Genomic DNA, 24,083 nt, shown 5'->3' with positions numbered 1-24,083 from the left:
TTTCACTCTGTTTTCCATCATCTTTTTTCACTTCATATGGTAAGATGATAGTACTTTAAATACATAAGGAGGATCACTCTCATGTTCCTCAAACGTTTAGACGTGATAGGATTCAAATCATTTGCACAGCGAGTAACCGTGGACTTTGTTAAAGGGGTCACAGCTGTTGTTGGACCAAACGGAAGCGGCAAAAGTAATATTACCGATGCCATCCGCTGGGTACTTGGAGAACAATCAGCGAAAAGCCTCCGCGGAGGAAAAATGGAAGATATCATTTTTGCAGGAAGTGACTCAAGAAAAAGAGTCAATCTAGCAGAGGTGACTTTAACGTTAGATAACGAAGATCATTTTTTACCGATCGATTTTCATGAAGTCAGTGTGACAAGAAGGGTTTATCGTTCAGGTGAAAGTGAATTTCTCATAAACAATCAATCTGTCCGCTTAAAGGATATTATTGATCTTTTCATGGATTCAGGTCTTGGAAAGGAAGCTTTTTCAATCATCAGCCAAGGAAAGGTAGAGGAAATTCTATCAAGCAAGGCAGAAGAGAGAAGAAGTATTTTTGAAGAAGCGGCTGGCGTTTTAAAATATAAAACAAGAAAGAAAAAAGCCGAAAATAAACTGTTTGAAACGCAGGACAACTTAAACCGAGTAGAAGATATTCTGCATGAACTAGAAGATCAAGTAGAACCATTAAGAATGCAAGCATCCATTGCAAAGGACTATTTGCAAAAAAAAGAAGAGCTTGAAAATGTCGAAATCGCCCTAACTGTCCATGACATCGAAGCACTTCATGAAAAATGGACAACACTTGGTGAAGCAGTCGAGCGCTTCAAACAAGATGAAATGAAGCAGTCTACAGATATCCAAGCAAAAGAAGCCAAAATTGAAGAGTCGAGAGACCGCATTCAAGCGCTTGACGAATCAATTAATGACCTGCAAGAAGTTCTTCTTTTCACAAGTGAAGAATTAGAAAAGCTTGAAGGAAAAAAAGAAGTGCTAAAAGAACGGAAAAAAAATGCGGCCGCAAACCAAGGACAGCTTGAAGAAACGCTCGTTCGCTTAACTGAAAAGCAGGCGCTGTTAACCGAAAAGATTGAGCAGCAGAAAATCACGCGGGACAGCCTGCAAAAAGAAGTGCACCAGCTAAAAGATGAAGTGAAAACAAAGCAGCATCAACTGTCGCTTCATAGTGAAGATGTGGAAGGTCAAATTGAACAGCTGAAAAGCGATTATTTTGATCTGCTCAATGAACAGGCTTCCATCCGAAATGAACGTAAATTACTAGAAGAACAGCAGCGCCAAGCAGCGATGCAGCTAGAGCGGCTGACGCAAAATAACCAAAAACATATCGAAGAACGAGTGTCTGTCAAAGAAAAGAAAACAGAAGCTGAGCAGCAGCTTTCAGCACTGGAAGAAGACATTCTGGCTCAAGTCAAACGCTTTAGAGAAGCAGAACAAAAGCTTGAGCAAATAAAACGTCAATACGAGAAAAAAGAAACGGCTCTTTACCAAGCCTATCAATACGTTCAGCAGGCAAAATCCAAAAAAGAAATGCTTGAATCCATGCAGGAAGACTTCTCAGGCTTTTTCCAAGGAGTGAAAGAGGTCTTAAAGGCAAAAGAACGGTTAGGCGGTATTCATGGTGCCATTGCAGAGCTGGTTCAAACGGATCAGCAGTATGAGACAGCGATTGAAATTGCGCTGGGTGCAGCCACGCAGCACGTCGTTACAGAAAATGAAGCAGCTGCGAGACAAGCGATTGGATATTTAAAGCAGCACTCCTTTGGACGTGCAACCTTCCTGCCAATGAACGTGATCAAAGAAAGAACCATTCAGCTCAGAGATGTTCAAACAGCAGAGCAGCATGCTGCATTTATCGGCGTCGCGAGTCACCTCGTTTCCTTTGACGAAAAGTATCAAAAGGTGATTCAGAATTTGCTTGGAACTGTGCTGATCGTTAGAGACTTAAAAGGCGCCAATGAACTGGCGAAAATGCTTGGACATCGTTACCGCATCGTGACCCTTGATGGAGATGTCGTAAACCCCGGCGGTTCAATGACTGGTGGCGGCGTAAAGAAAAAGAACAACTCTCTTCTTTCAAGAAACCGGGAGATCGAAACGTTAACAAAGCAGCTCGTTGAAATGGAAGAGAAAACAACGATCCTTGAAAAAGAAACAAAAGAAACAAAGCAATTGATCGGAGTAAACGAAAGCCAATTAAACGAACTGCGTCAGCGCGGCGAAACGCTTCGTGAAAAGCAGCAAGATCTCAAAGGGAAGCTATACGAACTGCAAGTTGCAGAAAAAAATATCAATGCTCATCTTGAACTCTATGATCAAGAAAAAGAAGAATTGCAGCAGCGTTCTACTGAACTTGCGGATAAGGACAAAAAGCAGGTCGCTCTAGAAGCCTCTATAGGTGAGAAACTGACGGCTCTTGATCAAGAAATCAATACATTAACAAAGCGTAAGCAGACGCAAAGCTCAACGAAGGAAACCATTTCAGCTGAATTAACAGAGCTGAAAATCTCGCTTGCCAAAAAAGAGCAGTCCTTAGCGAATGAACAAGAAAAGCTTTCGAGCTTAATGGCTGAATTAGAAGAAGCGGAACAGACGCTGATGGAAACAAAAGAAGATCTGTCACTCTTAACAAATGAAATGTCATCTAGTTCAAGCGGAGCCGAACAGCTGGAAGAAGCGGCGAAAGAGAAGCTGGAAAACAAAAACAAAACAACCGCACTCATTTCAGAGCGTCGTAAGCAGCGTCTCGCTCTTTCTGAAACATTAGAATTCGCTGAACGTGAGCTTAAAGAACAAAAACGTTTGTATAAGCAGCTCACCACAAGCTTAAAAGATGAAGAGATTAAGCTTGGCCGTATGGAAGTCGAGCTCGACAACCTGATCGCTTATTTGAACGAAGAATATGCCCTTTCGTTTGAAGGAGCAAAAGAGATGTATCAGTTGACGTTATCGCCAGATGAAGCAAGAAAACGAGTGAAGCTGATCAAACTAGCGATTGAAGAGCTTGGAACAGTGAACTTAGGCAGCATTGACGAGTATGAACGTGTGAATGAACGCTATCTCTTCTTAACAGAACAGCGAAATGATCTGACAGAAGCGAAAAATACATTATTCCAAGTCATCGAAGAAATGGATCAAGAGATGACAAAGCGTTTCTCTGAGACATTCTCTCAAATCCGCGGTCACTTTGAATCTGTTTTCCAAGCATTATTTGGCGGTGGAAGAGCAGATCTTAAGCTGACAGATCCAAATGATTTACTCAACTCTGGCGTTGATATTGTCGCGCAGCCGCCAGGGAAAAAACTGCAAAACTTAAGCCTTCTTTCAGGCGGAGAGAGAGCCTTAACAGCGATCGCTTTACTATTCTCTATTTTAAAAGTGAGACCTGTTCCATTCTGCGTGTTAGATGAGGTAGAAGCGGCACTTGATGAAGCAAATGTTCTCCGTTTTGCGCAATATTTAAAGAAATACAGCCAGGAAACACAGTTCATTGTCATTACGCACCGCAAGGGAACAATGGAAGAAGCCGATGTGCTCTACGGCGTGACCATGCAGGAATCAGGTGTTTCTAAGCTTGTATCTGTCAAACTAGAAGAAACGAAAGAGCTTGTCCAGTAATTAAAGGAGGTTTTTGAACCAATGAGCTTTTTTAAGAAATTAAAAGAAAAATTTACGCAGCAAACTGATTCAGTATCAGAAAAGTTTAAAGATGGACTCGAAAAAACGAGAAACTCCTTCCAAGGAAAAGTAAATGAACTGATTTCCCGCTACCGCAAAGTCGACGAAGACTTTTTTGAAGAGCTGGAAGAGGTTCTGATTGGCGCTGATGTCGGTTTCACAACTGTGATGGAACTGATTGATGAGCTGAAAAAAGAAGTGAAATTAAGAAACATTCAAGACCCAAGTGAAGTACAAGCGGTCATTTCTGAAAAACTGGTTGATATCTACAATAGCGGAGAGGAACAAATCTCTGCACTGAATATTGAAGACGGGCGTTTGAATATCATTTTATTTGTAGGCGTCAACGGTGTTGGGAAAACAACGACGATCGGCAAGCTTGCAAACAAGCTGAAAAATGAAGGGAAATCCGTCATTTTAGCAGCAGGTGATACGTTCCGTGCTGGTGCGATCGAGCAGCTTGAAGTGTGGGGAGAGCGTTCAGGTGTCCCTGTCGTCAAACAAACGGCAGGCTCTGATCCAGCAGCGGTGATCTATGATGCCGTTCAATCAGCAAAAGCGAAAAATGCGGATGTCCTCATCTGCGATACAGCAGGAAGACTTCAAAACAAAGTCAACTTGATGAAAGAGCTGGAGAAAGTCAAGAGAGTCATTGAGCGTGAGGTTCCAGATGCACCTCATGAAGTATTGCTCGCTCTTGATGCGACAACGGGTCAAAACGCGATGGCACAAGCCAAGGAATTTTCTAAAGCGACAAATGTGACAGGGATTGCTTTAACAAAGCTTGACGGTACTGCAAAAGGCGGAATTGTTCTTGCGATTCGAAATGAGCTGAACATTCCCGTGAAGCTTGTTGGTTTAGGTGAAAAGGTGGACGATCTGCAAGAGTTTGATGCAGAATCGTATGTGTATGGATTATTCTCAGACGTAATTGATCAACAAGACTAACAAAAAAATGCCGGCGAAACTGCTGGCATTTTTATTTATACGCCGCTTCATGAAGTGACAAGATAAAAACTTGACACACAGAAGAGAACCGTGTAAACTTAGTTGATGTAAAGGGAATGAACTTAACAAAGGGGAGAGAGCCCATGACGCTTGAAAAAACAACGAGAATGAACTACTTGTTTGACTTCTATCAATCGTTGTTGACCGCAAAGCAAAAGAGCTACATGTCGCTTTACTACCTAGACGATTTTTCCCTCGGTGAAATTGCGGATGAATATGAAGTATCAAGGCAGGCTGTTTATGATAATATTAAACGGACTGAAGCGATGCTTGAACAATATGAAGAAAAGCTGCTCTTGTTTAAGAAATTTAAAGAGCGTAAAGAACTTCTCAAAAAAATGAGAGAGCTTGTAGCTGATTCTGCGCAAACAGAAGAAGCAGAAGCTTTAATTGAATCGCTTGAGAAATTAGATTAGGAGGCGGCACAGTATGGCATTTGAAGGATTAGCCGACCGACTGCAGCAGACGATTTCAAAAATCCGCGGCAAAGGAAAAGTGTCAGAACAAGATGTAAAAGAAATGATGCGCGAGGTACGCCTTGCCCTTCTTGAAGCTGACGTCAATTTTAAAGTAGTCAAAGACTTTGTGAAAAAAGTAAGTGAGCGGGCAGTTGGACAAGAGGTCATGAAAAGCCTTACCCCTGGACAGCAGGTCATTAAAGTTGTAAAAGAAGAACTCACTGAATTAATGGGCGGAGAAGAGAGTAAGATCGCTGTAGCGAAAAAATCTCCGACCGTCATTATGATGGTTGGTCTTCAAGGGGCAGGTAAAACAACCACAACTGGGAAGCTTGCCAATTTACTTCGCAAAAAACATAATCGCAAGCCGATGATGGTAGCTGCTGATATTTACAGACCAGCAGCGATCCAGCAGCTTCAAACGCTCGGGAAACAGCTTGATATGCCGGTGTTTTCATTAGGTGATCAAGTCAGCCCTGTCGAAATTGCTAAACAGGCAATTGAAAAAGCGAAAGAAGAACACCATGATTATGTCATTTTAGATACAGCAGGACGTCTTCATATCGATGAAGAATTAATGGATGAACTTCAGAAAGTAAAAGAAGTAGCGAATCCAGAAGAAATTTTCCTAGTTGTTGACTCTATGACAGGTCAAGATGCGGTCAATGTCGCGAAAAGCTTTAATGAACAGCTTGGTTTAACGGGTGTCGTTCTAACAAAACTAGACGGTGATACAAGAGGCGGTGCAGCACTTTCTATTCGAGCTGTCACCAACACGCCGATTAAATTCGCTGCACTAGGAGAAAAGCTTGACGCAATTGAACCATTCCATCCAGAGCGGATGGCATCAAGAATTCTTGGCATGGGAGATGTGCTCACGCTGATTGAAAAAGCACAGGCAAACGTCGACCAAGATAAAGCGAAAGAGCTTGAGCAAAAAATGCGGACAATGAGCTTCACGCTCGATGATTTCCTCGAGCAGCTTGGCCAAGTTCGGAATATGGGTCCGCTTGATGAACTGATCCAAATGATGCCGGGAGCCGGTAAAATGAAAGGGCTCAAAAACGTCCAAGTGGACGAAAAGCAGCTCAATCACATCGAAGCGATCATTAAATCAATGACGACTCAGGAAAAAGAACAGCCAGAGGTCATCAATGCAAGCCGCAGAAAACGGATTGCAAAAGGAAGCGGAACATCTGTACAGGAAGTCAATCGCCTTTTAAAGCAATTTGATGAAATGAAAAAGATGATGAAGCAAATGACCAACATGTCCAAAGGAAAGAAAAAGGGCTTTAAATTACCATTTATGTAATTGGTTATACATGATAAAACCGTTGTTAAGAAAAAACACTTTACAAACCCTTTTATCATTGTTAATATACTATCTTGTTGAAATATTTTCGGAGGTGCTAGTAAAATGGCAGTAAAAATTCGTTTAAAACGTATGGGAGCAAAAAAATCTCCTTTCTATCGTATTGTTGTAGCAGATTCTCGTTCACCACGTGACGGTCGTTTCATCGAAACAGTTGGAACTTACAACCCAGTGGTATCACCAGCTGAGGTGAAAATCAACGAAGAATTAGCGCTTAAATGGCTTCAAAATGGTGCGAAACCATCTGATACAGTTCGCAACCTTTTCTCAAGCCAAGGAATTCTTGAAAAATTTCATAATGCGAAAAACAGCAAATAATGAATGAGCTGTCCTTGGAAGAATTGATTGTGTCCATCGTCGAGCCACTTGTTGATTTCCCTGAAGATATTCACGTATCTTCATTAGAAAAAGATGAGCAGGTGATTTACACACTGTCTGTCAATGCTGAAGATACCGGAAAAGTGATCGGAAAGCAGGGACGTACAGCAAAAGCGATACGAACAGTCATTTTTGCAGCAAGTGCAGAGTCTTCTAAGAAAGTTCAACTTGAGATTGCTGACTAAAAAGGGAGAGGGCTTAGGACCTCCCCTTTTTTTACACGTTTAAATCTATTTTTCGTTATACTGTAGAGGACAAATGCCTTCGGATAGGGGGACAAAAAGGAAGATGCAGATCATTCAACATGTCACCGTGATGCAAGTATTAACTGAAAGCAGTAAGGACAAACTGTTAACGACTTTTTTGGAGAAAAAAGAAAGACTAGAACGTGAATGCAATCAACTATATTTTCAACTAAAAAAACATGAAAAAGAACCACATCAGCAAGAAGCCATCCCTCAATTTCAAAAAGCGATCGATAAAAGGCAAGAGAAGATCCGGCAAATTGATTTTCAAGTAGAGCAGCTGCATATTTTGCCGCTTGGAAGTGAAATGAAAGAAACAGAAGTGGATGCATTGGTTGAAGTAAAAATAGGTGATAAATGGGATGACAAGATGCAAGATAATGTCATCGTCGTGAAAGACGGCACCATTGTGGAAATACGTCAGGGGTGATTGAGAACATGGAGCTAGAATGGTTGAATGTTGGAAAGATCGTCAATACACACGGAGTGCGCGGAGAAGTACGCGTCGTATCAAAGACGGATTTTCCAGAAGAACGCTACAAAAAGGGAAGCGTCCTCTATATTTTTAAGCAAGGTCAAAGCGAGCCGCTGAAAGTGACTGTCGCATCACATCGCCAGCACAAACAGTTTGATTTGCTCACATTTGAAGAAATCAGCTCATTAAATGAAGCAGAGCATTTGAAAGAATCAATCTTAAAGGTAGAAAAAGAACATCTTGGGTCATTAGATGAAGGAGAATTTTATTTCCACCAAATCATTGGCTGTGAAGTATACGATGAAGAGGACAAGCTGATCGGCCAAATCAAAGAAATCCTTACGCCAGGGGCAAATGATGTGTGGGTGGTTGGAAGAAAAGGCAAAAAAGATGCCCTCATTCCATATATACCATCTGTCGTCAAAAAGATCGATATCTCATCCAAAACTGTTCACATTGAAGTGATGGAAGGACTTATTGACGAATGAAAATCGATTTCTTAACCCTTTTTCCTGAAATGTTCGAAGGTGTACTTCACTCATCGATCTTAAAAAAAGCACAGGAGAAAGAAGCTGTCTCATTTCAAGTCGTCAATTTTAGAGAGTATTCGGATCATAAGCATAAAACAGTGGATGACTATCCGTATGGCGGCGGTGCTGGTATGGTACTGAAAGCGCAGCCCGTATTTGATGCGGTAGAAGATTTAACGAAAAAAGCAAGCACGAAACCACGAATCATTCTTGTCTGTCCTCAAGGGGAAAGGTATACACAAAAGAAAGCAGAAGAACTTGCAAAAGAAGAGCATCTTATGTTCATTTGCGGCCACTATGAAGGCTACGATGAGCGCATCAGGGAGCATCTTGTCACAGATGAGATCTCAATCGGAGATTTCGTCCTCACAGGCGGAGAGCTGCCAGCGATGATGATTGCAGACAGTGTGGTCAGGCTTTTGCCTCATGTGCTTGGAAAAGAAGCGTCTCACATCGAAGATTCATTCAGTACAGGTCTGCTTGAGCACCCGCACTATACAAGGCCAGCTGATTATAAAGGACTAAAAGTGCCGGACGTGCTTCTCTCTGGAAATCATGCCAAAATTGAAGAGTGGCGGCGCAAAGAATCCTTGAAGCGAACCTATACAAGAAGACCAGATTTGATCGATTCTTGCAAAACATTAACGGATGAAGAAAAAAGATGGCTTTGGCAGCTTCATAATGACTAGATTGTATTGCACACGGCATAGAGGTATGGTATGATACTACTTGTGACTTGGACGGCTTGCTGATCCAAGTTTGAAAACGATGTTCCGCTGCAATGAAGAAAGAGGACATGAGCATCTGTTGGAAGGAGTTGAAAACGATGCAACATTTGATTGAAGAAATCACAAAAGAACAATTACGCACTGATCTTCCTGCGTTCCGTCCTGGTGACACTTTACGTGTACACGTTAAAGTTGTCGAGGGTACTCGTGAGCGTATCCAGATCTTTGAAGGTGTTGTAATTAAGCGTCGTGGTGGTGGAATCAGCGAAACTTTCACAGTTCGTAAGATCTCTTACGGTGTAGGCGTTGAGCGTACATTCCCTGTACACACACCAAAAATCGCTAAGATCGAAGTTGTACGTCACGGTAAGGTACGTCGTGCGAAACTTTACTACCTACGTGAACTTCGCGGTAAAGCGGCTCGTATCAAAGAAATCAGACGATAATGATATCAAAGGAAAGAGCTTGTTACCTGTAACAGGCTCTTTTTTTGTACAATGTATAAAGATAATGGTAAAAGAAAGAAGGTGCACATATGACGATTCAATGGTTTCCAGGCCATATGGCAAAAGCAAGACGTGAAGTCACAGAAAAATTAAAGCTCATCGACATCGTATTTGAATTAACCGATGCAAGAATTCCGATGTCCTCTAGAAACCCAATGATCGAAGAAATCCTTCAAAACAAACCCAAAATCATGCTCTTAAACAAAGCAGATAAAGCAGATCCTCGTATGACAAAGGAGTGGCAGGCGCATTTTGAGCAGCAAGGCGTTCGGTCACTTGCCATTAACTCTGTCGATGGACAAGGTTTAAATCAGATCATTACGACTTCAAAAGAAATTTTAAAAGAAAAATTCGACCGCATGAAAGCAAAAGGCGTCAAACCACGTGCCATTCGAGCACTGATTATCGGGATTCCCAACGTCGGCAAATCGACCTTAATCAATCGTTTAGCAAAAAAGAACATTGCCAAAACAGGAGACCGACCTGGTATTACGACATCACAGCAATGGGTAAAGGTAGGGAAAGAACTAGAACTGCTCGATACCCCTGGAATCCTCTGGCCGAAGTTTGAAGATGAGCAAGTAGGACTCAGACTTGCGGTGACTGGAGCGATCAAAGATTCGATCATCAACTTACAGGATGTCGCTGTGTACGCACTTCGTTTTCTAGAAGAGAACTACCCAGAGCGATTAAAAAAACGCTATGACCTAGCGGAGATACCTGAAGATACGGTTGAGCTGTTTGATGCAATTGGCACTAAGCGCGGCTGTCTAATGAGCGGGGGATTCATAAACTATGACAAAACCACCGAAATCATTATTCGGGATATTCGAACAGAAAAATTTGGTCCCCTCACTTTTGAGAAGCCTGAAAGCTAAAGACACGCAGCTCATGCGGGTCTTTATTTTTTGCGAAAAACTGCCGATATAAAGAAGGAGGCTGCGAAAAAGCCTATGTACACGGTGAAACAAATAAAAGAACTTATAGAAAAGCATGAAGGCGACGAGTCATACATTCGCGAGCTTGTGAAAGATGATACGAGAAAAAGTGTCCAAAAACTGATAGAAAAGTGGCACAAAGAGAGAGAAAAGCAGCAAGCACTTCGCGCGGCATGGGATGACATGCTGCAATTTGAAAACAAAGCAAAGGTGCAAGGATACACATGTATTGCTGGAATAGATGAAGCAGGAAGAGGACCGCTTGCCGGCCCAGTTGTGGCAGCAGCTGTTATATTAAAGGAAAATACAGTCCTGCTCGGTTTAAACGACTCAAAGCAATTATCTGAGAAAAAAAGATTGGCTTATTATGATTTAATTCAAAAAGAAGCACTTGATATCGGAATTGGCATTGTTGATGCGGCTACGATTGATGAAATCAATATTTATGAAGCATCAAGACTGGCGATGGTAAGAGCTGTAGAGCAGTTAACTCATACACCTGATTATTTACTCATAGATGCCATGACACTCCCGCTTTCTACTCACCAAGAGAATATCATCAAAGGAGATGCAAAAAGTGCATCCATTGCAGCAGGTGCATGTATTGCAAAGGTGACAAGAGATCAGATGATGGAAGAGTACGGGCGTAAGTATCCTGAGTATCAATTTGAAAAACATAAAGGGTACGGAACGAAAGAGCACCTGGCTGCGATTCAAACACACGGTGCTACCCCCATCCACCGGTTATCGTTTGCGCCAGTGAAATCTGTTATATCATAAATTTTAATCTAAGGAGGCTGCCTGTGATGACAAGAGTTGAGGACATACATACAGCACTGAATAGCCGGCTGAATACGGCCGAATCGGTTCCATTAAACACCGAAGGGAAGGATAATGTTCATCGGCTGATTCTCGGTAAAGTACTAAAAATGCTTGGAGATGATACAGCCCTTGTTCAAATAGGTTCAACGAAAATAAAAGCACAGCTGGCGGCTCAGCTTAAAGCAGACGCATTTTATTGGTTCCAATTTGAACAAGAGGGTGGAGGCAGCCTCAATAAACTAAGACCCGTTCAGCAATTTGATCAAGATCCTAAGACATTAAAGGATGCAGCAGCCAAACTATTAGAAGGTCTCTCACTGAAAAATGGGCTTGAAAACATGCTGACAGCTACAGCTTTTTTAAAGGAAAAGTCCGTCATCAACGAAGGAGAGTTAAAAACGGCAGTGAAGTGGATCGAACAGCTTCAAGGAGCTGATGTGAAGAAAGGGCTCCAAGCCCTCCTCTTTGCTTTAAAGAAAGATTTACCGATCCAGCAAGGGGTGCTTCAATCTATTTTAGCCGTTAAATCATCCTCTGCCCTTCATCAGGATATAACAGCGCTATTAAATCAATTAACACAGCTGCCGAAGCACACAGATGCCACACAGACCCTTATACAAGCCGTTCGGTCAGTTGTAGATGCAGAGACAGCCGTCCATTCAGAAAAGCTCTTATCGGTCCTTCTAGCAGCGAGAGAAGGCGAGGCGAAGCAAGGTGGCAATTCACCAGTAACGACTCAGCTCAATCCTTCTCAGCAAAAAGAAAATAGCCATGCCGCAATCGTTCAAGAGCGTCAGCCGTCCCAAGTTCCTCAGACAAACGTGCAGCAGTCAACAAGTCCAAAAGAAGAGCTGCAAATCCCGCCTCAGCAAATTGAGCGGATACTGGCAAGTTTGATGAAACAAGGTGCAGACGGTCAGCAAGAACCTAACTTAAAACAGCTCACAGCATTGCTGCACGGGCTCCAGCAGGCAGGATCTCAGCCTGACGCAAAAGCAGCTGTGCTTCAAAAAGAGTTTCCCTTCCTGTCAAAAAGAGAGGCGAAAGCTTTGGCCCAAGTAGTGCAGCAGACAGAACCAACATTAAGTAATAAAACCGATGTGCTCGATTTACTTATGACGATGAAAAAGGCAATAGGTGTACGTGATGAAATTGGTATGCTGAAACTGCTTGAAAAAGGCAGCCAGGATGTCAAAAGTCAGGAGCTGCACCAATTAAAGCTCACCTTAAATGATGTGAGACAGGCGGATTTACCAGAGCCCGTTAAAAAAGAAGTGGATCAATTGTTTCATAGATTGAATGGACAGTTATTTGTGCAGCAGGAGAACCAAACCGTCAGTCAAATGATGGTTTCCTATCCGCTTTTCTCAAAACATAGTGTTCAAGATTTAACCTTTATTTTAAAAGGACATAAGAAAAAGGATGGCTCTATTGATATTTCTCAGTGCCGACTCATGTTTTACTTAAACATGGAAAACCTTGAAGAAACCTTAATAGACTGTACGATTCAGCAAAAGGTCATGTCCATTACAGTCGAGACAGCCCATGAACTGCAAGGCACCATTAATCCAATGATTCCGGCTGTTCGAGAGAATTTAAATGCGCTAGGATACAGCTTAACGGGAATTACAGCAAAAAAGAGACAAGAGCCAGTAGATTCGTCTCAATTTCTAGATGAACACTTTCATAAAATCAGCGAGAAAGGGCTGGACTTACGAGTATGAAGGATTCAAAACCGCTTAGAAGAGCGGTCGCTCTACATTACGATGAAGAAAAACAAAAAGCGCCAAAAGTCGTTGCAACAGGCAGCGGCTATGTGGCAGATCATATTATTGAAGAAGCCAAAAAGTCGGGAGTCCCAATCCAGGAAGACCGTAATCTAGTTGAACTCATGCGCCACTTAACATTAGATGAGGAGATCCCTGAAGCGTTATACGATACTGTAGCAGAAATTTTTTCGTTTATCTACAGGTTAGATCAAAAAATGAAAAAATAAGGTAAAATAAGTGATTTGGCTGAAAAATTTATATTTTTAATAAAATAAAAGTTTGAATGTTTAGAAGGATTTTACGATTTTACATAGAACCCTAGACATTCTCTTTTTTATTCTTTAAAATGAAAGCGCAGTCTATTTTATAATTTTTGTTTCTACATATGTTGGGAGGATGGGAAATGAATATCCATGAGTACCAAGGAAAAGAAATCCTAAGAAAATATGGGGTTTCAGTTCCAAATGGTAAAGTAGCATTTACACCTGATGAAGCAGTGAAAGCATCAGAAGAGCTAGGGAGCTCTGTATATGTCGTAAAAGCACAGATTCATGCAGGCGGCCGTGGTAAAGCAGGCGGGGTAAAAATTGCAAAAACGAAAGATGAAGTGAAAGGGTTTGCAGAGGAATTGCTCGGCAAGACACTTGTCACACATCAAACAGGGCCTGAAGGGCGCGAAATAAAACGCTTACTTATTGAAGAAGGCTGCGATATTCAAAAGGAATACTATGTTGGACTAGTTTTGGACAGAGCGACATCAAGAATTGTATTGATGGCATCTGAAGAAGGCGGTACTGAAATTGAAGAAGTAGCAGAAAAAACGCCAGAAAAAATCGTCAAAGTGGTCATCGATCCAGCGATTGGTCTGCAAGGCTATCAGGCGAGAGAAGTGGCATTTAAAATTAATATTCCAACAAAATTAGTTGGCCAAGCTGTTAAGTTTATGACAAGCCTTTACAATGCGTTTATTGAAAAAGATTGTTCAATTGCTGAGATTAATCCACTTGTTGTAACAGGCGATGGAAAAGTCATGGCACTTGATGCAAAATTAAACTTTGATAGTAATGCCTTATATAGACAAAAAGATATATTAGAATACCGTGACCTTGATGAAGAGGATCCAAAAGAAATTGAAGCATCTAAATATGACTTAAGCTACATTTCTTTAGATGGAAATATTGGCTGTATGGTCAATGGAGCAGGTCTTGCGATGTCTACAATGGATATCATCAAGCATTACGGCGGGGACCCTGCAAACTTCCTAGATGTTGGCGGCGGTGCAACAGCTGAAAAAGTAACGGAAGCATTTAAAATCATTTTATCTGATCAAAATGTCAAAGGGATTTTCGTGAACATTTTTGGCGGCATCATGAAATGTGATGTGATTGCAGAAGGTGTTGTTGAAGCGACGAAACAAGTCGGCTTAACATTACCACTCGTTGTACGTCTTGAAGGAACAAACGTTGAATTAGGGAAGAAAATCCTGAGTGATTCAGGCTTAAATATCACTTCTGCTGAGTCTATGGCTGACGGGGCAGAAAAGATTGTATCTTTAGTCAAGTAGAGCAGAAAGGCAGGGAACCTAAATGAGTGTATTTATTAATAAAAATACGAGAGTAATTGTTCAGGGGATTACCGGTTCAACCGCATTGTTCCATACAAAACAAATGATTGAGTACGGGACAAATATTGTTGGCGGTGTCACACCTGGAAAAGGTGGAACTGAAGTAGAAGGAGTTCCTGTATTTAATACTGTATCTGAAGCAGTGCAGACAACTGGAGCGAACGCTTCTGTTATCTATGTACCAGCACCATTTGCGGCAGATGCCATCTTAGAGGCTGTTGACGCAGAAGTTGATCTCGTCATTTGTATCACAGAACATATTCCAGTGCTTGACATGGTCAAAGTGAAACGGTATATGGAAGGGAAAAAGACAAGACTAGTTGGACCAAACTGCCCTGGTGTCATCACACCTGAAGAATGTAAAATTGGTATCATGCCTGGCTACATTCATAAAAAAGGTCATGTGGGTGTTGTTTCTCGTTCTGGAACGCTTACATATGAAGCGGTACATCAGCTTTCAGAAGCTGGCGTTGGTCAATCGACAGCTGTAGGAATCGGGGGGGACCCGGTAAATGGGACAAACTTTATTGATGTGTTAAAAGCATTCAATGAAGACCCTGAAACACATGCTGTAATAATGATCGGTGAAATCGGCGGTACGGCTGAAGAAGAAGCAGCTGAATGGGTAAAAGCAAATATGACTAAACCAGTCGTTGGCTTTATTGGCGGTAAAACGGCGCCTCCAGGAAAACGTATGGGACATGCTGGTGCCATTATTTCTGGTGGTAAAGGAACAGCTGATGAAAAAGTAAAAACAATGCGTGAATGTGGAATTGAAGTGGCAGAAACACCATCTGTCATGGGAGAAACATTGATTAAAGTATTAAAAGAGAAGAATCTCTTCGAAGCTTGTAAAACGCATTAATGACACAAGAAGACTTGTTCTTTGACAAGTCTTCTTCTTTCTATCTTAAACAGGAGGAATGGTATGTATAACGTGTCCGAAAGAATGATTTTTCACCGCTTAAAAGGCCTCATCTCACCCTCATTATTAACAAAATGGTGGAAAGTCGATCCTGAACTATATATAAATGAAGAAACACATCATTTTAAACAGGATCGAGCATTACAAACGATCGACTTTACCCGCTTAAAACAAGCTGAAGAAAATGAATTCCCCATTTTTCAACACATCGTTCAAGCCTATTTAAAGCAAAACATTCACATGATTCCCATCACATCACCCTTATATCCCAGCACACTAAAAAATATTTATGATCCTCCCCCTGTGTTATTCCTAAAAGGAAACGTATCATATTTAAATGAAGAAAAAAGTTTAGGTGTAGTCGGCACGCGAGTTCCATCGTCTTATGGAGAAGCATGTGTGAAGAAAATTGTTGGTGAGCTTGTCAAGGAAGAGTGGATGATTGTCAGTGGTTTAGCTAAAGGAATCGATGGACTGGCACATAAAGAGTGCATCAGGAAAAAAGGGAAAACAATCGGCATTATAGCAGGCGGCTTTCAGCATGTATACCCAAAAGAACATGCGCAAATGGCTCAATACATGGGTGAACATCATTTGCTTTTGTCAGAGCACCCGCCTTATGTCAAACCAGAAAAGTGGCATTTTCCAATGAGAAATCGTTTAATTAGTGCATTGACGAAAGGGACCATCGTGATTCAGTGCAAAGAAAAGAGCGGTTCTCTTATTACAGCCTATCAAGCGCTTGAGCAAGGCAAAGAAGTATTTGCGGTTGCTGGATCCATCTTTGATTCTAATTCCACAGGTCCGGCAAGACTCATTCAGCAGGGGGCAAAGCTTGTTCATTCCACAAAGGATATTTTAGAGGAATTCTCCTTCCACAGCGTTCAATATACTGAACTCTCATAAAAATATCGTTTGACAAAAGACATCGGAATATTTAATAATAGTGAGGATTTAAGTTTACACTTTGTTTTTCGTGTTTATAATGATGTTCATCATAAAGAATTTTTAATGATTGCCTGTTAGATAGGTGCAATTAACATAAATATGAATTGTGAAATGTATAAAGAGAGAACACCTCTTAAGGGGGATTTTGAGTATGGCTGATTATTTAGTCATCGTTGAGTCGCCAGCAAAGGCGAAAACGATTGAGCGTTATTTAGGAAAAAAGTATAAAGTAAAAGCTTCAATGGGGCACGTAAGGGATTTACCGAAAAGTCAGCTCGGTGTTGACACTGAGCATGACTTTGAACCGAGATATATTACGATTCGCGGGAAAGGCCCAGTTTTAAAAGAATTAAAAACAGCAGCGAAAAAAGCAAAGAAAGTCTATCTCGCAGCTGACCCCGATAGAGAGGGAGAAGCGATTGCTTGGCATTTAGCACACAGCCTTGACCTTGACCTCTCTTCTGACTGCCGCGTTGTTTTTAACGAGATTACAAAGGATGCGATTAAAGATTCCTTTAAGCATCCACGTATGATCAATATGGACTTAGTTGATGCGCAGCAGGCAAGACGGATCTTAGATCGTCTCGTTGGGTATAAAATCAGTCCGATTTTATGGAAGAAAGTGAAAAAGGGCTTAAGTGCCGGACGTGTTCAATCAGTTGCACTCCGCCTGATTATTGATCGCGAGAATGAAATTAATGAATTTAAACCAGAAGAATACTGGACAATTGACGGTACATTCCTAAAAGGAAAAGAAAGCTTCGAAGCGAGTTTCTTTGGCCTCAATGGCAAAAAACATCCATTGAAAACAAAAGAAGATGTAAAAGAAATCCTTTCGAAATTAAAGGGAAGCAAATTCTCTGTAGAGAAAGTAACGAAAAAAGAGCGTAAACGTAATCCAGCCGTTCCGTTTACGACTTCTACTTTACAGCAGGAGGCTGCAAGAAAATTAAACTTCCGTGCGAAAAAGACAATGATGATTGCACAGCAATTATATGAAGGAATTGATCTTGGTAAAGAAGGTACAGTCGGTCTCATTACATATATGAGAACGGACTCAACACGTATTTCCAATACAGCGATTGAAGAAGTATCTGCCTTCATTGATCAGACGTACGGCAAGAATTTCTTAAACACAACAAAACGAACAGCTAAAAAGAATGAAAATGCACAAGATGCTCACGAAGCCATTCGCCCGACTTCGACGTTAAGAAAACCGGCAGATGTCAAGCACGTGCTAAGCCGCGATCAGCTTCGTCTGTATAAATTGATTTGGGAACGATTCGTGGCAAGCCAAATGGCGCCGGCTGTTCTTGATACAATGAGTGTGGACCTTGATCATAACGGTCTTACTTTCCGTGCGAATGGCAGTAAAGTAAAATTCCCTGGGTTTATGAAGGTTTATGTGGAAGGAAAGGACGACCAGCTAGAGGAAAAGGACAAAATGCTTCCTGATCTGAAAGAAGGGGACACAGTTCTTTCAAAAGATATCGAACCTGAACAGCACTTCACACAGCCGCCTCCGCGTTACACTGAGGCAAGATTGGTCAAAACACTTGAAGAGCTCGGTATAGGCCGTCCATCTACGTATGCACCAACATTAGATACAATTCAAAAGCGCGGCTATGTCGCACTTGATAATAAACGATTTACTCCGACAGAGCTTGGAGAGATTGTACTCAACTTAATCATTGAATTTTTCCCTGAAATCATTAACGTTGAATTTACAGCGAAAATGGAAAAGGAACTTGATAGTGTTGAAGAAGGTACGATCGAATGGGTTCGTATTATCGACAGCTTCTATCAAGACTTTGCAAAACGGGTAGAAAAAGCTGAAGCAGAGATGCAAGAAGTTGAGATTGAGCCGGAATACGCAGGTGTTGATTGTGAAGAGTGCGGACATCCGATGGTGTACAAAATGGGTAGATACGGCAAGTTCATGGCGTGCTCTAACTTTCCTGACTGCCGCAATACAAAACCAATTGTCAAAGATATCGGGGTCAAATGCCCGTCATGTCATGAAGGAAACATTGTTGAACGAAAATCGAAAAAACGCCGCATTTTTTACGGCTGTGATCGTTTTCCAGAGTGTGAATTCGTCTCTTGGGACAAACCAATTGAAAGAAAGTGTCCAAAATGCGAAAATATGCTTGTAGAGAAAAAGCTGAAAAAAGGCGTTCAAGTTCAATGTGTCAACTGTGATTATAAAGAGGAACAACAAAAATAGCGGTGAGCAGCCTTGTTCACCTGCTTTTTTATGTCATCAAACAGACCTTACGAAATAGGAGAGTTGTACAATGAGTCAATTTGTAAATGTGATCGGAGCCGGTTTAGCTGGAAGTGAAGCTGCATGGCAAATCGCTAAACGAGGGATTAAAGTCAATTTATATGAAATGAGACCTGTGAAACAAACGCCGGCTCACCACACAGATAAATTTGCGGAGCTTGTATGCAGCAACTCACTGCGTGCGAATGCTTTAACGAATGCAGTAGGTGTATTAAAGGAAGAAATGCGTCATTTAGATTCAGCCATTATCGCAGCAGCAGATGAAAGCTCAGTTCCTGCTGGCGGCGCGCTTGCAGTAGACCGTCATGAATTTGCAGCAAACGTGACAGACCGCGTGAAAAATCATCCGAATGTTACTGTCTTTCAAGAAGAAGTGCAAAGCATACCAGAAGGTCCGACAATTATCGCAACTGGCCCGCTGACATCAGAAGCACTTTCAAAAGAATTAAAATCGTTAACAGGAGAAGAATATCTCTATTTCTACGATGCAGCGGCACCTATTCTAGAGAAAGACAGCATTGATATGGATAAGGTGTACTTGAAATCACGCTATGACAAAGGAGAAGCCGCTTATTTAAACTGTCCAATGACAGAAGAAGAATTCGATCGTTTTTATGAGGCACTCATTTCTGCTGAAACTGTGCCATTAAAAGAATTTGAAAAAGAAATCTTCTTTGAAGGCTGTATGCCAATTGAAGTCATGGCGAAAAGAGGAAAGAAAACGATGCTGTTTGGTCCGATGAAGCCAGTAGGACTGGAAGATCCGAAAACAGGAAAAAGACCTTACGCTGTTGTTCAATTAAGACAGGATGATGCAGCAGGTACTTTATATAACATCGTTGGCTTCCAGACACATCTGAAGTGGGGCGATCAAAAGGAAGTATTCCGTTTGATTCCAGGCCTTGAAGAAGCAGAGATTGTTCGTTACGGCGTGATGCACCGTAATACATTTATTAACTCGCCAAGTCTTTTAAGACCGACTTATCAGTTTAAAAATAGAGATGACCTATTCTTTGCCGGACAAATGACAGGCGTTGAAGGGTATGTCGAGTCCGCAGCGTCCGGACTTGTGGCTGGCATTAACGCCGCTCGTTTTGTCAAAGGAGAAGAGCTTGTGACACTTCCTGAGGAGACGGCGATTGGCAGTATGGCTCACTACATCACATCGACAAACAAGAAAAGCTTCCAGCCGATGAATGCGAATTTTGGTTTGCTGAAAGATCTAGGTGTTCGAATTAAGAACAAACAAGAACGTTATGCAGAGTACGCTAAGCGCGCAATCGAAACTATTCAAACTATTTCGAAATCTCTGTAGTAAAACATTGCACGGAAAGCAAGATATGTGATACCATTTAAAAGCCTTAAAGAGGTGTAAAAATGACGAATAAACAGCGTCTTGTCCACTTATTCATTGAATATCTGCAAATTGAAAAAAACTATTCAGCTTTAACGATCTCAGGATATACAGAAGCCATTGAAGAGTTTGTCAGATTTATGAACATTCAAGGAATAGACGGTTTTGAAGAGGTATCCTATCAAGATACGAGAATTTATTTAACAGAAGCTTATGAAAAAGGCCTGACAAGAAGAACGATTAGTAAGAAAGTCTCTGCGCTTCGCAGCTTTTATAAATTTTTATTAAGAGAACAGCTTGTGAAAGAAAATCCTTTTTTACTCGTTAGCTTACCAAAGCAGGATAAGCGGATTCCTTCATTTTTGTATGAAGAGGAACTAAAAGAGCTTTTTACAGTTTCTGATGTCAGCACACCGCTTGGGCAAAGAAATCAAGCCATTTTAGAACTTCTTTATGCAACAGGTATGAGGGTCAGTGAGTTATGTTCATTAAAAGAATCTGATCTTGATTTATCGATGGATACAGTGCTTGTTCATGGGAAAGGCAGCAAGCAGCGGTATGTTCCTTTCGGGTCATATGCTCATGAAGCGCTCATTACTTATTTAGAGGATGGAAGGCAGAAGCTGAAATCTAAAGGGAAAGACCGCGCTGATACTCATGTGTTTTTGAATCAGCGCGGGACGCCTCTTACAGACCGAGGTGTACGATTCATTCTCACTGAATTAATGAAAAAGGCGTCAGGTACATTACATATCCATCCTCACATGTTAAGGCACACCTTTGCCACGCATCTCTTAAACGAGGGGGCGGATTTGAGAAGTGTTCAAGAACTTCTCGGTCATTCAAATTTATCATCTACACAGGTGTACACGCATGTATCAAAAGATTCTTTAAGAAACACGTACATGTCTCATCACCCAAGGGCTTTTAAACGATCCTAAAAGGAGGTTTTTTCATGTCATCATTTCATGCAACAACCATCTTTGCCGTTCAGCATAAAGGAAAAAGTGCAATGGCTGGCGACGGTCAAGTCACTTTCGGGCAGGCTGTCGTGATGAAACACACAGCAAAAAAAGTGCGCCGTCTTTTCGGAGGCAAGGTGCTTGCAGGTTTTGCAGGTTCAGTAGCCGATGCTTTTACACTCTTTGAAAAGTTTGAAACAAAGCTTGAAGAATATGGTGGTAATTTAAAGCGGGCAGCCGTAGAACTAGCGAAGGAATGGCGAAGTGACAAGATGCTCAGGCAGCTTGAGGCTATGCTCATCGTCATGAACAAAGAAAGCATCCTGCTTGTCTCTGGAACTGGAGAGGTCATCGAACCAGATGATGGGATTTTGGCCATTGGCTCAGGCGGCAACTATGCGCTTAGCGCCGGGAGAGCACTCAAAACCCATGCAGGTGATCATCTCTCAGCGAGAGAAATTGCAAAGGCCGCTCTTGAAACGGCCGGAGAAATCTGTGTCTACACGAACGATCAAATCACTTTAGAAGAGCTTGAATAGAAAGGACATGAGACGTATGGAGAAAAAGCCGTTCACCCCAAGAGAGATAGTTGAAAAGCTTGATCAATACATCATTGGTCAGCTTGATGCGAAAAAAGCAGTGGCGGTGGCTTTAAGAAACCGTTACAGAAGAAGTCTTTTGCATGATAAGCTAAAGGATGAAGTCGTTCCTAAAAACATTTTAATGATCGGTCCAACAGGTGTGGGGAAAACAGAAATTGCCCGCAGAATTGCTCGAATTTCTGGTGCGCCTTTTATTAAAGTGGAAGCGACGAAATTTACTGAAGTGGGTTATGTCGGCCGTGACGTAGAGTCCATGGTGAGAGATTTAGTTGAAACAGCGATTAGACTCGTCAAAGAAGAAAAGATGAAAGATGTTCAAGAGGAAGCAGAAAAACAAGCAAATAAACGTCTTGTTCATTTACTTGTTCCTGGCAAGAAAAAAAGCCAGTCTGTGAAAAATCCGTTTGAGATGCTGTTTGGCGGTTCTGATGAAGATGACCGTGATCGAGATCATTCAAATGAAGAAGTGGAACTCGAATCGACAAGAAAGCGAATCGCTCATCAGCTGGCGATGGGAGAACTTGAAGATCATTACGTTACGATTGAAGTAGAAGAACAGCAGCCTTCCATGTTTGATATGCTTCAAGGCTCGGGTATGGAGCAAATGGGTATGAACATGCAGGATGCGCTCGGCAATCTCATGCCTAAAAAGAAAAAACGCAGAAAGCTGACTGTCAGAGAAGCAAGAAAGGCGTTAACGGCTGAGGAAGCTTCAAAACTGATTGATATGGATGAAGTCAGTCAGGAAGCGGTCTACAAAGCAGAGCAGCAAGGAATTATTTTTATCGATGAAATCGACAAAATCGCCAAAAGCGGTGGTGCATCATCTGCAGATGTTTCTCGTGAAGGGGTTCAGCGTGATATTTTACCGATTGTAGAAGGTTCAACTGTGATGACGAAATATGGTGCCGTTAAAACTGATCATGTGCTGTTTGTTGCAGCAGGTGCATTTCATATGGCAAAGCCTTCAGATTTGATTCCAGAGCTTCAGGGACGCTTCCCAATCCGTGTAGAATTAGATAAATTAAGTATAGAAGACTTTGTGAAAATCTTAACGGAACCAGATAATGCATTATTAAAGCAATATAAAGCTTTACTTGAAACAGAAGGTATATCTCTTGAATTTTCTGACGATGCTATTCATAAGATTGCCGAAGTGGCTTATCATGTCAATCAGGAGACAGATAACATCGGTGCAAGAAGGCTTCATACCATACTTGAGAAGCTGCTTGAAGAGCTTTCATTTGAGGCGCCTGATATTACGATGGAGACAGTGACCATTACACCTCAGTATGTCGAAGAGAAGCTAGGAAAGATTGCAAATAACAAAGATTTAAGTCAATTTATACTTTAACAAATGAATAAAGTAATCTAGGAGGATCATTATTATGGCGTTACTACAAAAAACAAGGATTATTAACTCAATGCTGCAAGATGCAGCGGGGAAACCAGTTAATTTCAAAGAAATGGCAGAAACACTGAGAGATGTCATTGATTCAAACATTTTCGTATTAAGCAGAAGGGGAAAGCTTCTTGGCTACTCCATTAATCAACAGATCGAAAATGCACGTATGAAAAAAATGCTTGAAGATCGTCAGTTCCCTGAAGAATATACAAAGAGTCTATTCAATGTCCCTGAAACGTCTTCAAACCTTGATATTAACAGTGAATATACAGCTTTCCCGATTGAAAACCGGGACTTATTCCAATCAGGTTTAACAACAATTGTTCCAATTATCGGCGGAGGAGATCGTTTAGGTACGTTAATCCTGTCCCGCTTACAAGATACATTCACAGATGATGATTTAATTCTTGCTGAATACGGGGCAACAGTTGTTGGAATGGAGATTCTTCGCGAGAAAGCAGAGGAAATCGAAGAAGAAGCAAGAAGTAAAGCGGTTGTTCAAATGGCGATTAGCTCTCTTTCCTACAGTGAGCTTGAAGCGATTGAGCACATTTTTGAAGAGCTGGATGGAAACGAAGGTCTTCTCGTTGCAAGTAAAATTGCAGACCGTGTAGGGATCACGCGCTCAGTGATCGTAAACGCCTTACGTAAGTTAGAAAGTGCAGGCGTGATTGAATCTCGTTCTCTTGGAATGAAGGGAACGTACATCAAAGTGTTAAACAACAAATTTTTAATTGAACTCGAAAATTTAAAATCTCATTAATCAAAAACCCTTTTTGGCCGAAATAAATGCTGAAAAGGGTTTTTTTATGTGAAAAAATGAGGATTTGTCCGAAAAATGTCACTCTTTTTTCCAAGAAACCCCTTACAAATCTGTAGTGCTTTGAATCTAGGTCTTTATACCTATTCGTAAAATAGATATATATTACGAGTTTTTTTTACATATACATCATAGACTTTAATCCTATTATTTCTTACAATGAACATATGGTTTTACAAATCTCGACATGATTAAATGGAATGAAATACATATGATTGGAGGTAT

General features: G+C 41.4%; 23 protein-coding genes. All 23 read left to right on the top strand.

Features of this window, described 5'->3' with window-relative positions:
• Positions 1–81 precede the first annotated feature (81 nt).
• The 23 genes from smc to codY all read left to right on the top strand — a co-directional run bounded on the left by smc (position 82) and on the right by codY (position 23,801).
• Positions 82–3,642: a chromosome segregation protein SMC gene (smc, locus tag EV579_RS01410; RefSeq protein WP_133743826.1), complete on the top strand. Its 3,561-nt coding sequence runs from the start codon at positions 82–84 to the stop codon at positions 3,640–3,642.
• 21 nt (positions 3,643–3,663) lie between these two features.
• Entirely contained in the window at positions 3,664–4,650 is a 987-nt protein-coding gene (gene ftsY / locus EV579_RS01405; protein WP_024424194.1) for a signal recognition particle-docking protein FtsY, read from the top strand.
• 143 nt (positions 4,651–4,793) lie between these two features.
• Positions 4,794–5,126, top strand: a complete 333-nt coding sequence (locus EV579_RS01400; RefSeq protein ID WP_012009935.1) for a putative DNA-binding protein — start codon at positions 4,794–4,796, stop codon at positions 5,124–5,126.
• Positions 5,127–5,139: 13 nt separating this feature from the next.
• Entirely contained in the window at positions 5,140–6,480 is a 1,341-nt protein-coding gene (ffh, locus tag EV579_RS01395) for a signal recognition particle protein (RefSeq protein ID WP_024426967.1), read from the top strand.
• Positions 6,481–6,585: 105 nt separating this feature from the next.
• Positions 6,586–6,858, top strand: coding sequence for a 30S ribosomal protein S16 (rpsP, locus tag EV579_RS01390; protein WP_008344841.1), 273 nt, complete (start codon positions 6,586–6,588; stop codon positions 6,856–6,858).
• The gene (locus tag EV579_RS01385; protein WP_024424192.1) at positions 6,858–7,103 is read left to right on the top strand and encodes a KH domain-containing protein; all 246 of its coding nucleotides are present in this window, start codon (positions 6,858–6,860) and stop codon (positions 7,101–7,103) included. The genes rpsP and EV579_RS01385 overlap by 1 nt, the downstream gene beginning before the upstream one ends.
• Before the next feature lie 103 nt (positions 7,104–7,206).
• Positions 7,207–7,593 (top strand): YlqD family protein, encoded by a 387-nt coding sequence (locus tag EV579_RS01380; RefSeq protein WP_024424191.1) that lies wholly within the window; start codon positions 7,207–7,209, stop codon positions 7,591–7,593.
• 8 nt (positions 7,594–7,601) lie between these two features.
• Complete coding sequence (rimM, locus tag EV579_RS01375) at positions 7,602–8,126, top strand: ribosome maturation factor RimM (protein WP_133743825.1); 525 nt, start codon at positions 7,602–7,604, stop codon at positions 8,124–8,126.
• Entirely contained in the window at positions 8,123–8,857 is a 735-nt protein-coding gene (gene trmD / locus EV579_RS01370; protein WP_024424189.1) for a tRNA (guanosine(37)-N1)-methyltransferase TrmD, read from the top strand. Before rimM ends, trmD begins: the two co-directional genes overlap by 4 nt.
• A gap of 137 nt (positions 8,858–8,994) precedes the next feature.
• Positions 8,995–9,342: a 50S ribosomal protein L19 gene (gene rplS / locus EV579_RS01365; RefSeq protein ID WP_008354510.1), complete on the top strand. Its 348-nt coding sequence runs from the start codon at positions 8,995–8,997 to the stop codon at positions 9,340–9,342.
• A gap of 89 nt (positions 9,343–9,431) precedes the next feature.
• Entirely contained in the window at positions 9,432–10,280 is an 849-nt protein-coding gene (ylqF, locus tag EV579_RS01360; RefSeq protein ID WP_024424188.1) for a ribosome biogenesis GTPase YlqF, read from the top strand.
• Between the two features lie 75 nt (positions 10,281–10,355).
• Positions 10,356–11,120, top strand: a complete 765-nt coding sequence (locus EV579_RS01355; RefSeq protein ID WP_133743824.1) for a ribonuclease HII — start codon at positions 10,356–10,358, stop codon at positions 11,118–11,120.
• Positions 11,121–11,146: 26 nt separating this feature from the next.
• Positions 11,147–12,886 carry a glycosyltransferase gene (locus tag EV579_RS01350; RefSeq protein ID WP_133743823.1) on the top strand — a complete coding sequence of 580 codons (1,740 nt, stop codon included), beginning with the start codon at positions 11,147–11,149 and terminating at the stop codon, positions 12,884–12,886.
• On the top strand, positions 12,883–13,158 hold the full coding sequence (locus tag EV579_RS01345) for a FlhB-like flagellar biosynthesis protein (protein WP_003211418.1): 276 nt from the start codon (positions 12,883–12,885) through the stop codon (positions 13,156–13,158). Before EV579_RS01350 ends, EV579_RS01345 begins: the two co-directional genes overlap by 4 nt.
• 176 nt (positions 13,159–13,334) lie before the next feature.
• On the top strand, positions 13,335–14,495 hold the full coding sequence (sucC, locus tag EV579_RS01340; protein WP_024426972.1) for an ADP-forming succinate--CoA ligase subunit beta: 1,161 nt from the start codon (positions 13,335–13,337) through the stop codon (positions 14,493–14,495).
• A 22-nt stretch (positions 14,496–14,517) separates the two neighbouring features.
• Complete coding sequence (sucD, locus tag EV579_RS01335; RefSeq protein WP_007499624.1) at positions 14,518–15,420, top strand: succinate--CoA ligase subunit alpha; 903 nt, start codon at positions 14,518–14,520, stop codon at positions 15,418–15,420.
• A 63-nt stretch (positions 15,421–15,483) separates the two neighbouring features.
• Positions 15,484–16,386, top strand: a complete 903-nt coding sequence (gene dprA, locus EV579_RS01330; RefSeq protein WP_025092576.1) for a DNA-processing protein DprA — start codon at positions 15,484–15,486, stop codon at positions 16,384–16,386.
• 193 nt (positions 16,387–16,579) lie between these two features.
• Positions 16,580–18,655, top strand: a complete 2,076-nt coding sequence (gene topA / locus EV579_RS01325; RefSeq protein WP_024424184.1) for a type I DNA topoisomerase — start codon at positions 16,580–16,582, stop codon at positions 18,653–18,655.
• Between the two features lie 70 nt (positions 18,656–18,725).
• Positions 18,726–20,030: an FADH(2)-oxidizing methylenetetrahydrofolate--tRNA-(uracil(54)-C(5))-methyltransferase TrmFO gene (trmFO, locus tag EV579_RS01320; RefSeq protein WP_024424183.1), complete on the top strand. Its 1,305-nt coding sequence runs from the start codon at positions 18,726–18,728 to the stop codon at positions 20,028–20,030.
• A gap of 62 nt (positions 20,031–20,092) precedes the next feature.
• Positions 20,093–21,010 carry a tyrosine recombinase XerC gene (gene xerC / locus EV579_RS01315; protein ID WP_024424182.1) on the top strand — a complete coding sequence of 306 codons (918 nt, stop codon included), beginning with the start codon at positions 20,093–20,095 and terminating at the stop codon, positions 21,008–21,010.
• A gap of 14 nt (positions 21,011–21,024) precedes the next feature.
• Entirely contained in the window at positions 21,025–21,570 is a 546-nt protein-coding gene (gene hslV, locus EV579_RS01310; RefSeq protein WP_024424181.1) for an ATP-dependent protease subunit HslV, read from the top strand.
• Between the two features lie 16 nt (positions 21,571–21,586).
• Positions 21,587–22,987: an HslU--HslV peptidase ATPase subunit gene (hslU, locus tag EV579_RS01305; protein ID WP_024424180.1), complete on the top strand. Its 1,401-nt coding sequence runs from the start codon at positions 21,587–21,589 to the stop codon at positions 22,985–22,987.
• A 34-nt stretch (positions 22,988–23,021) separates the two neighbouring features.
• Positions 23,022–23,801, top strand: coding sequence for a GTP-sensing pleiotropic transcriptional regulator CodY (gene codY / locus EV579_RS01300; protein ID WP_007499612.1), 780 nt, complete (start codon positions 23,022–23,024; stop codon positions 23,799–23,801).
• The last annotated feature ends 282 nt before the right edge of the window (positions 23,802–24,083 follow it).

The organism is Bacillus sp. BK450 (assembly GCF_004364885.1).
In the GTDB taxonomy this organism is placed as follows: Bacteria; Bacillota; Bacilli; order Bacillales; family Bacillaceae; genus Bacillus; species Bacillus safensis.
Note: the sequence above shows the minus strand (reverse complement) of the source record. Positions and strands in the feature narration are given on the sequence as shown.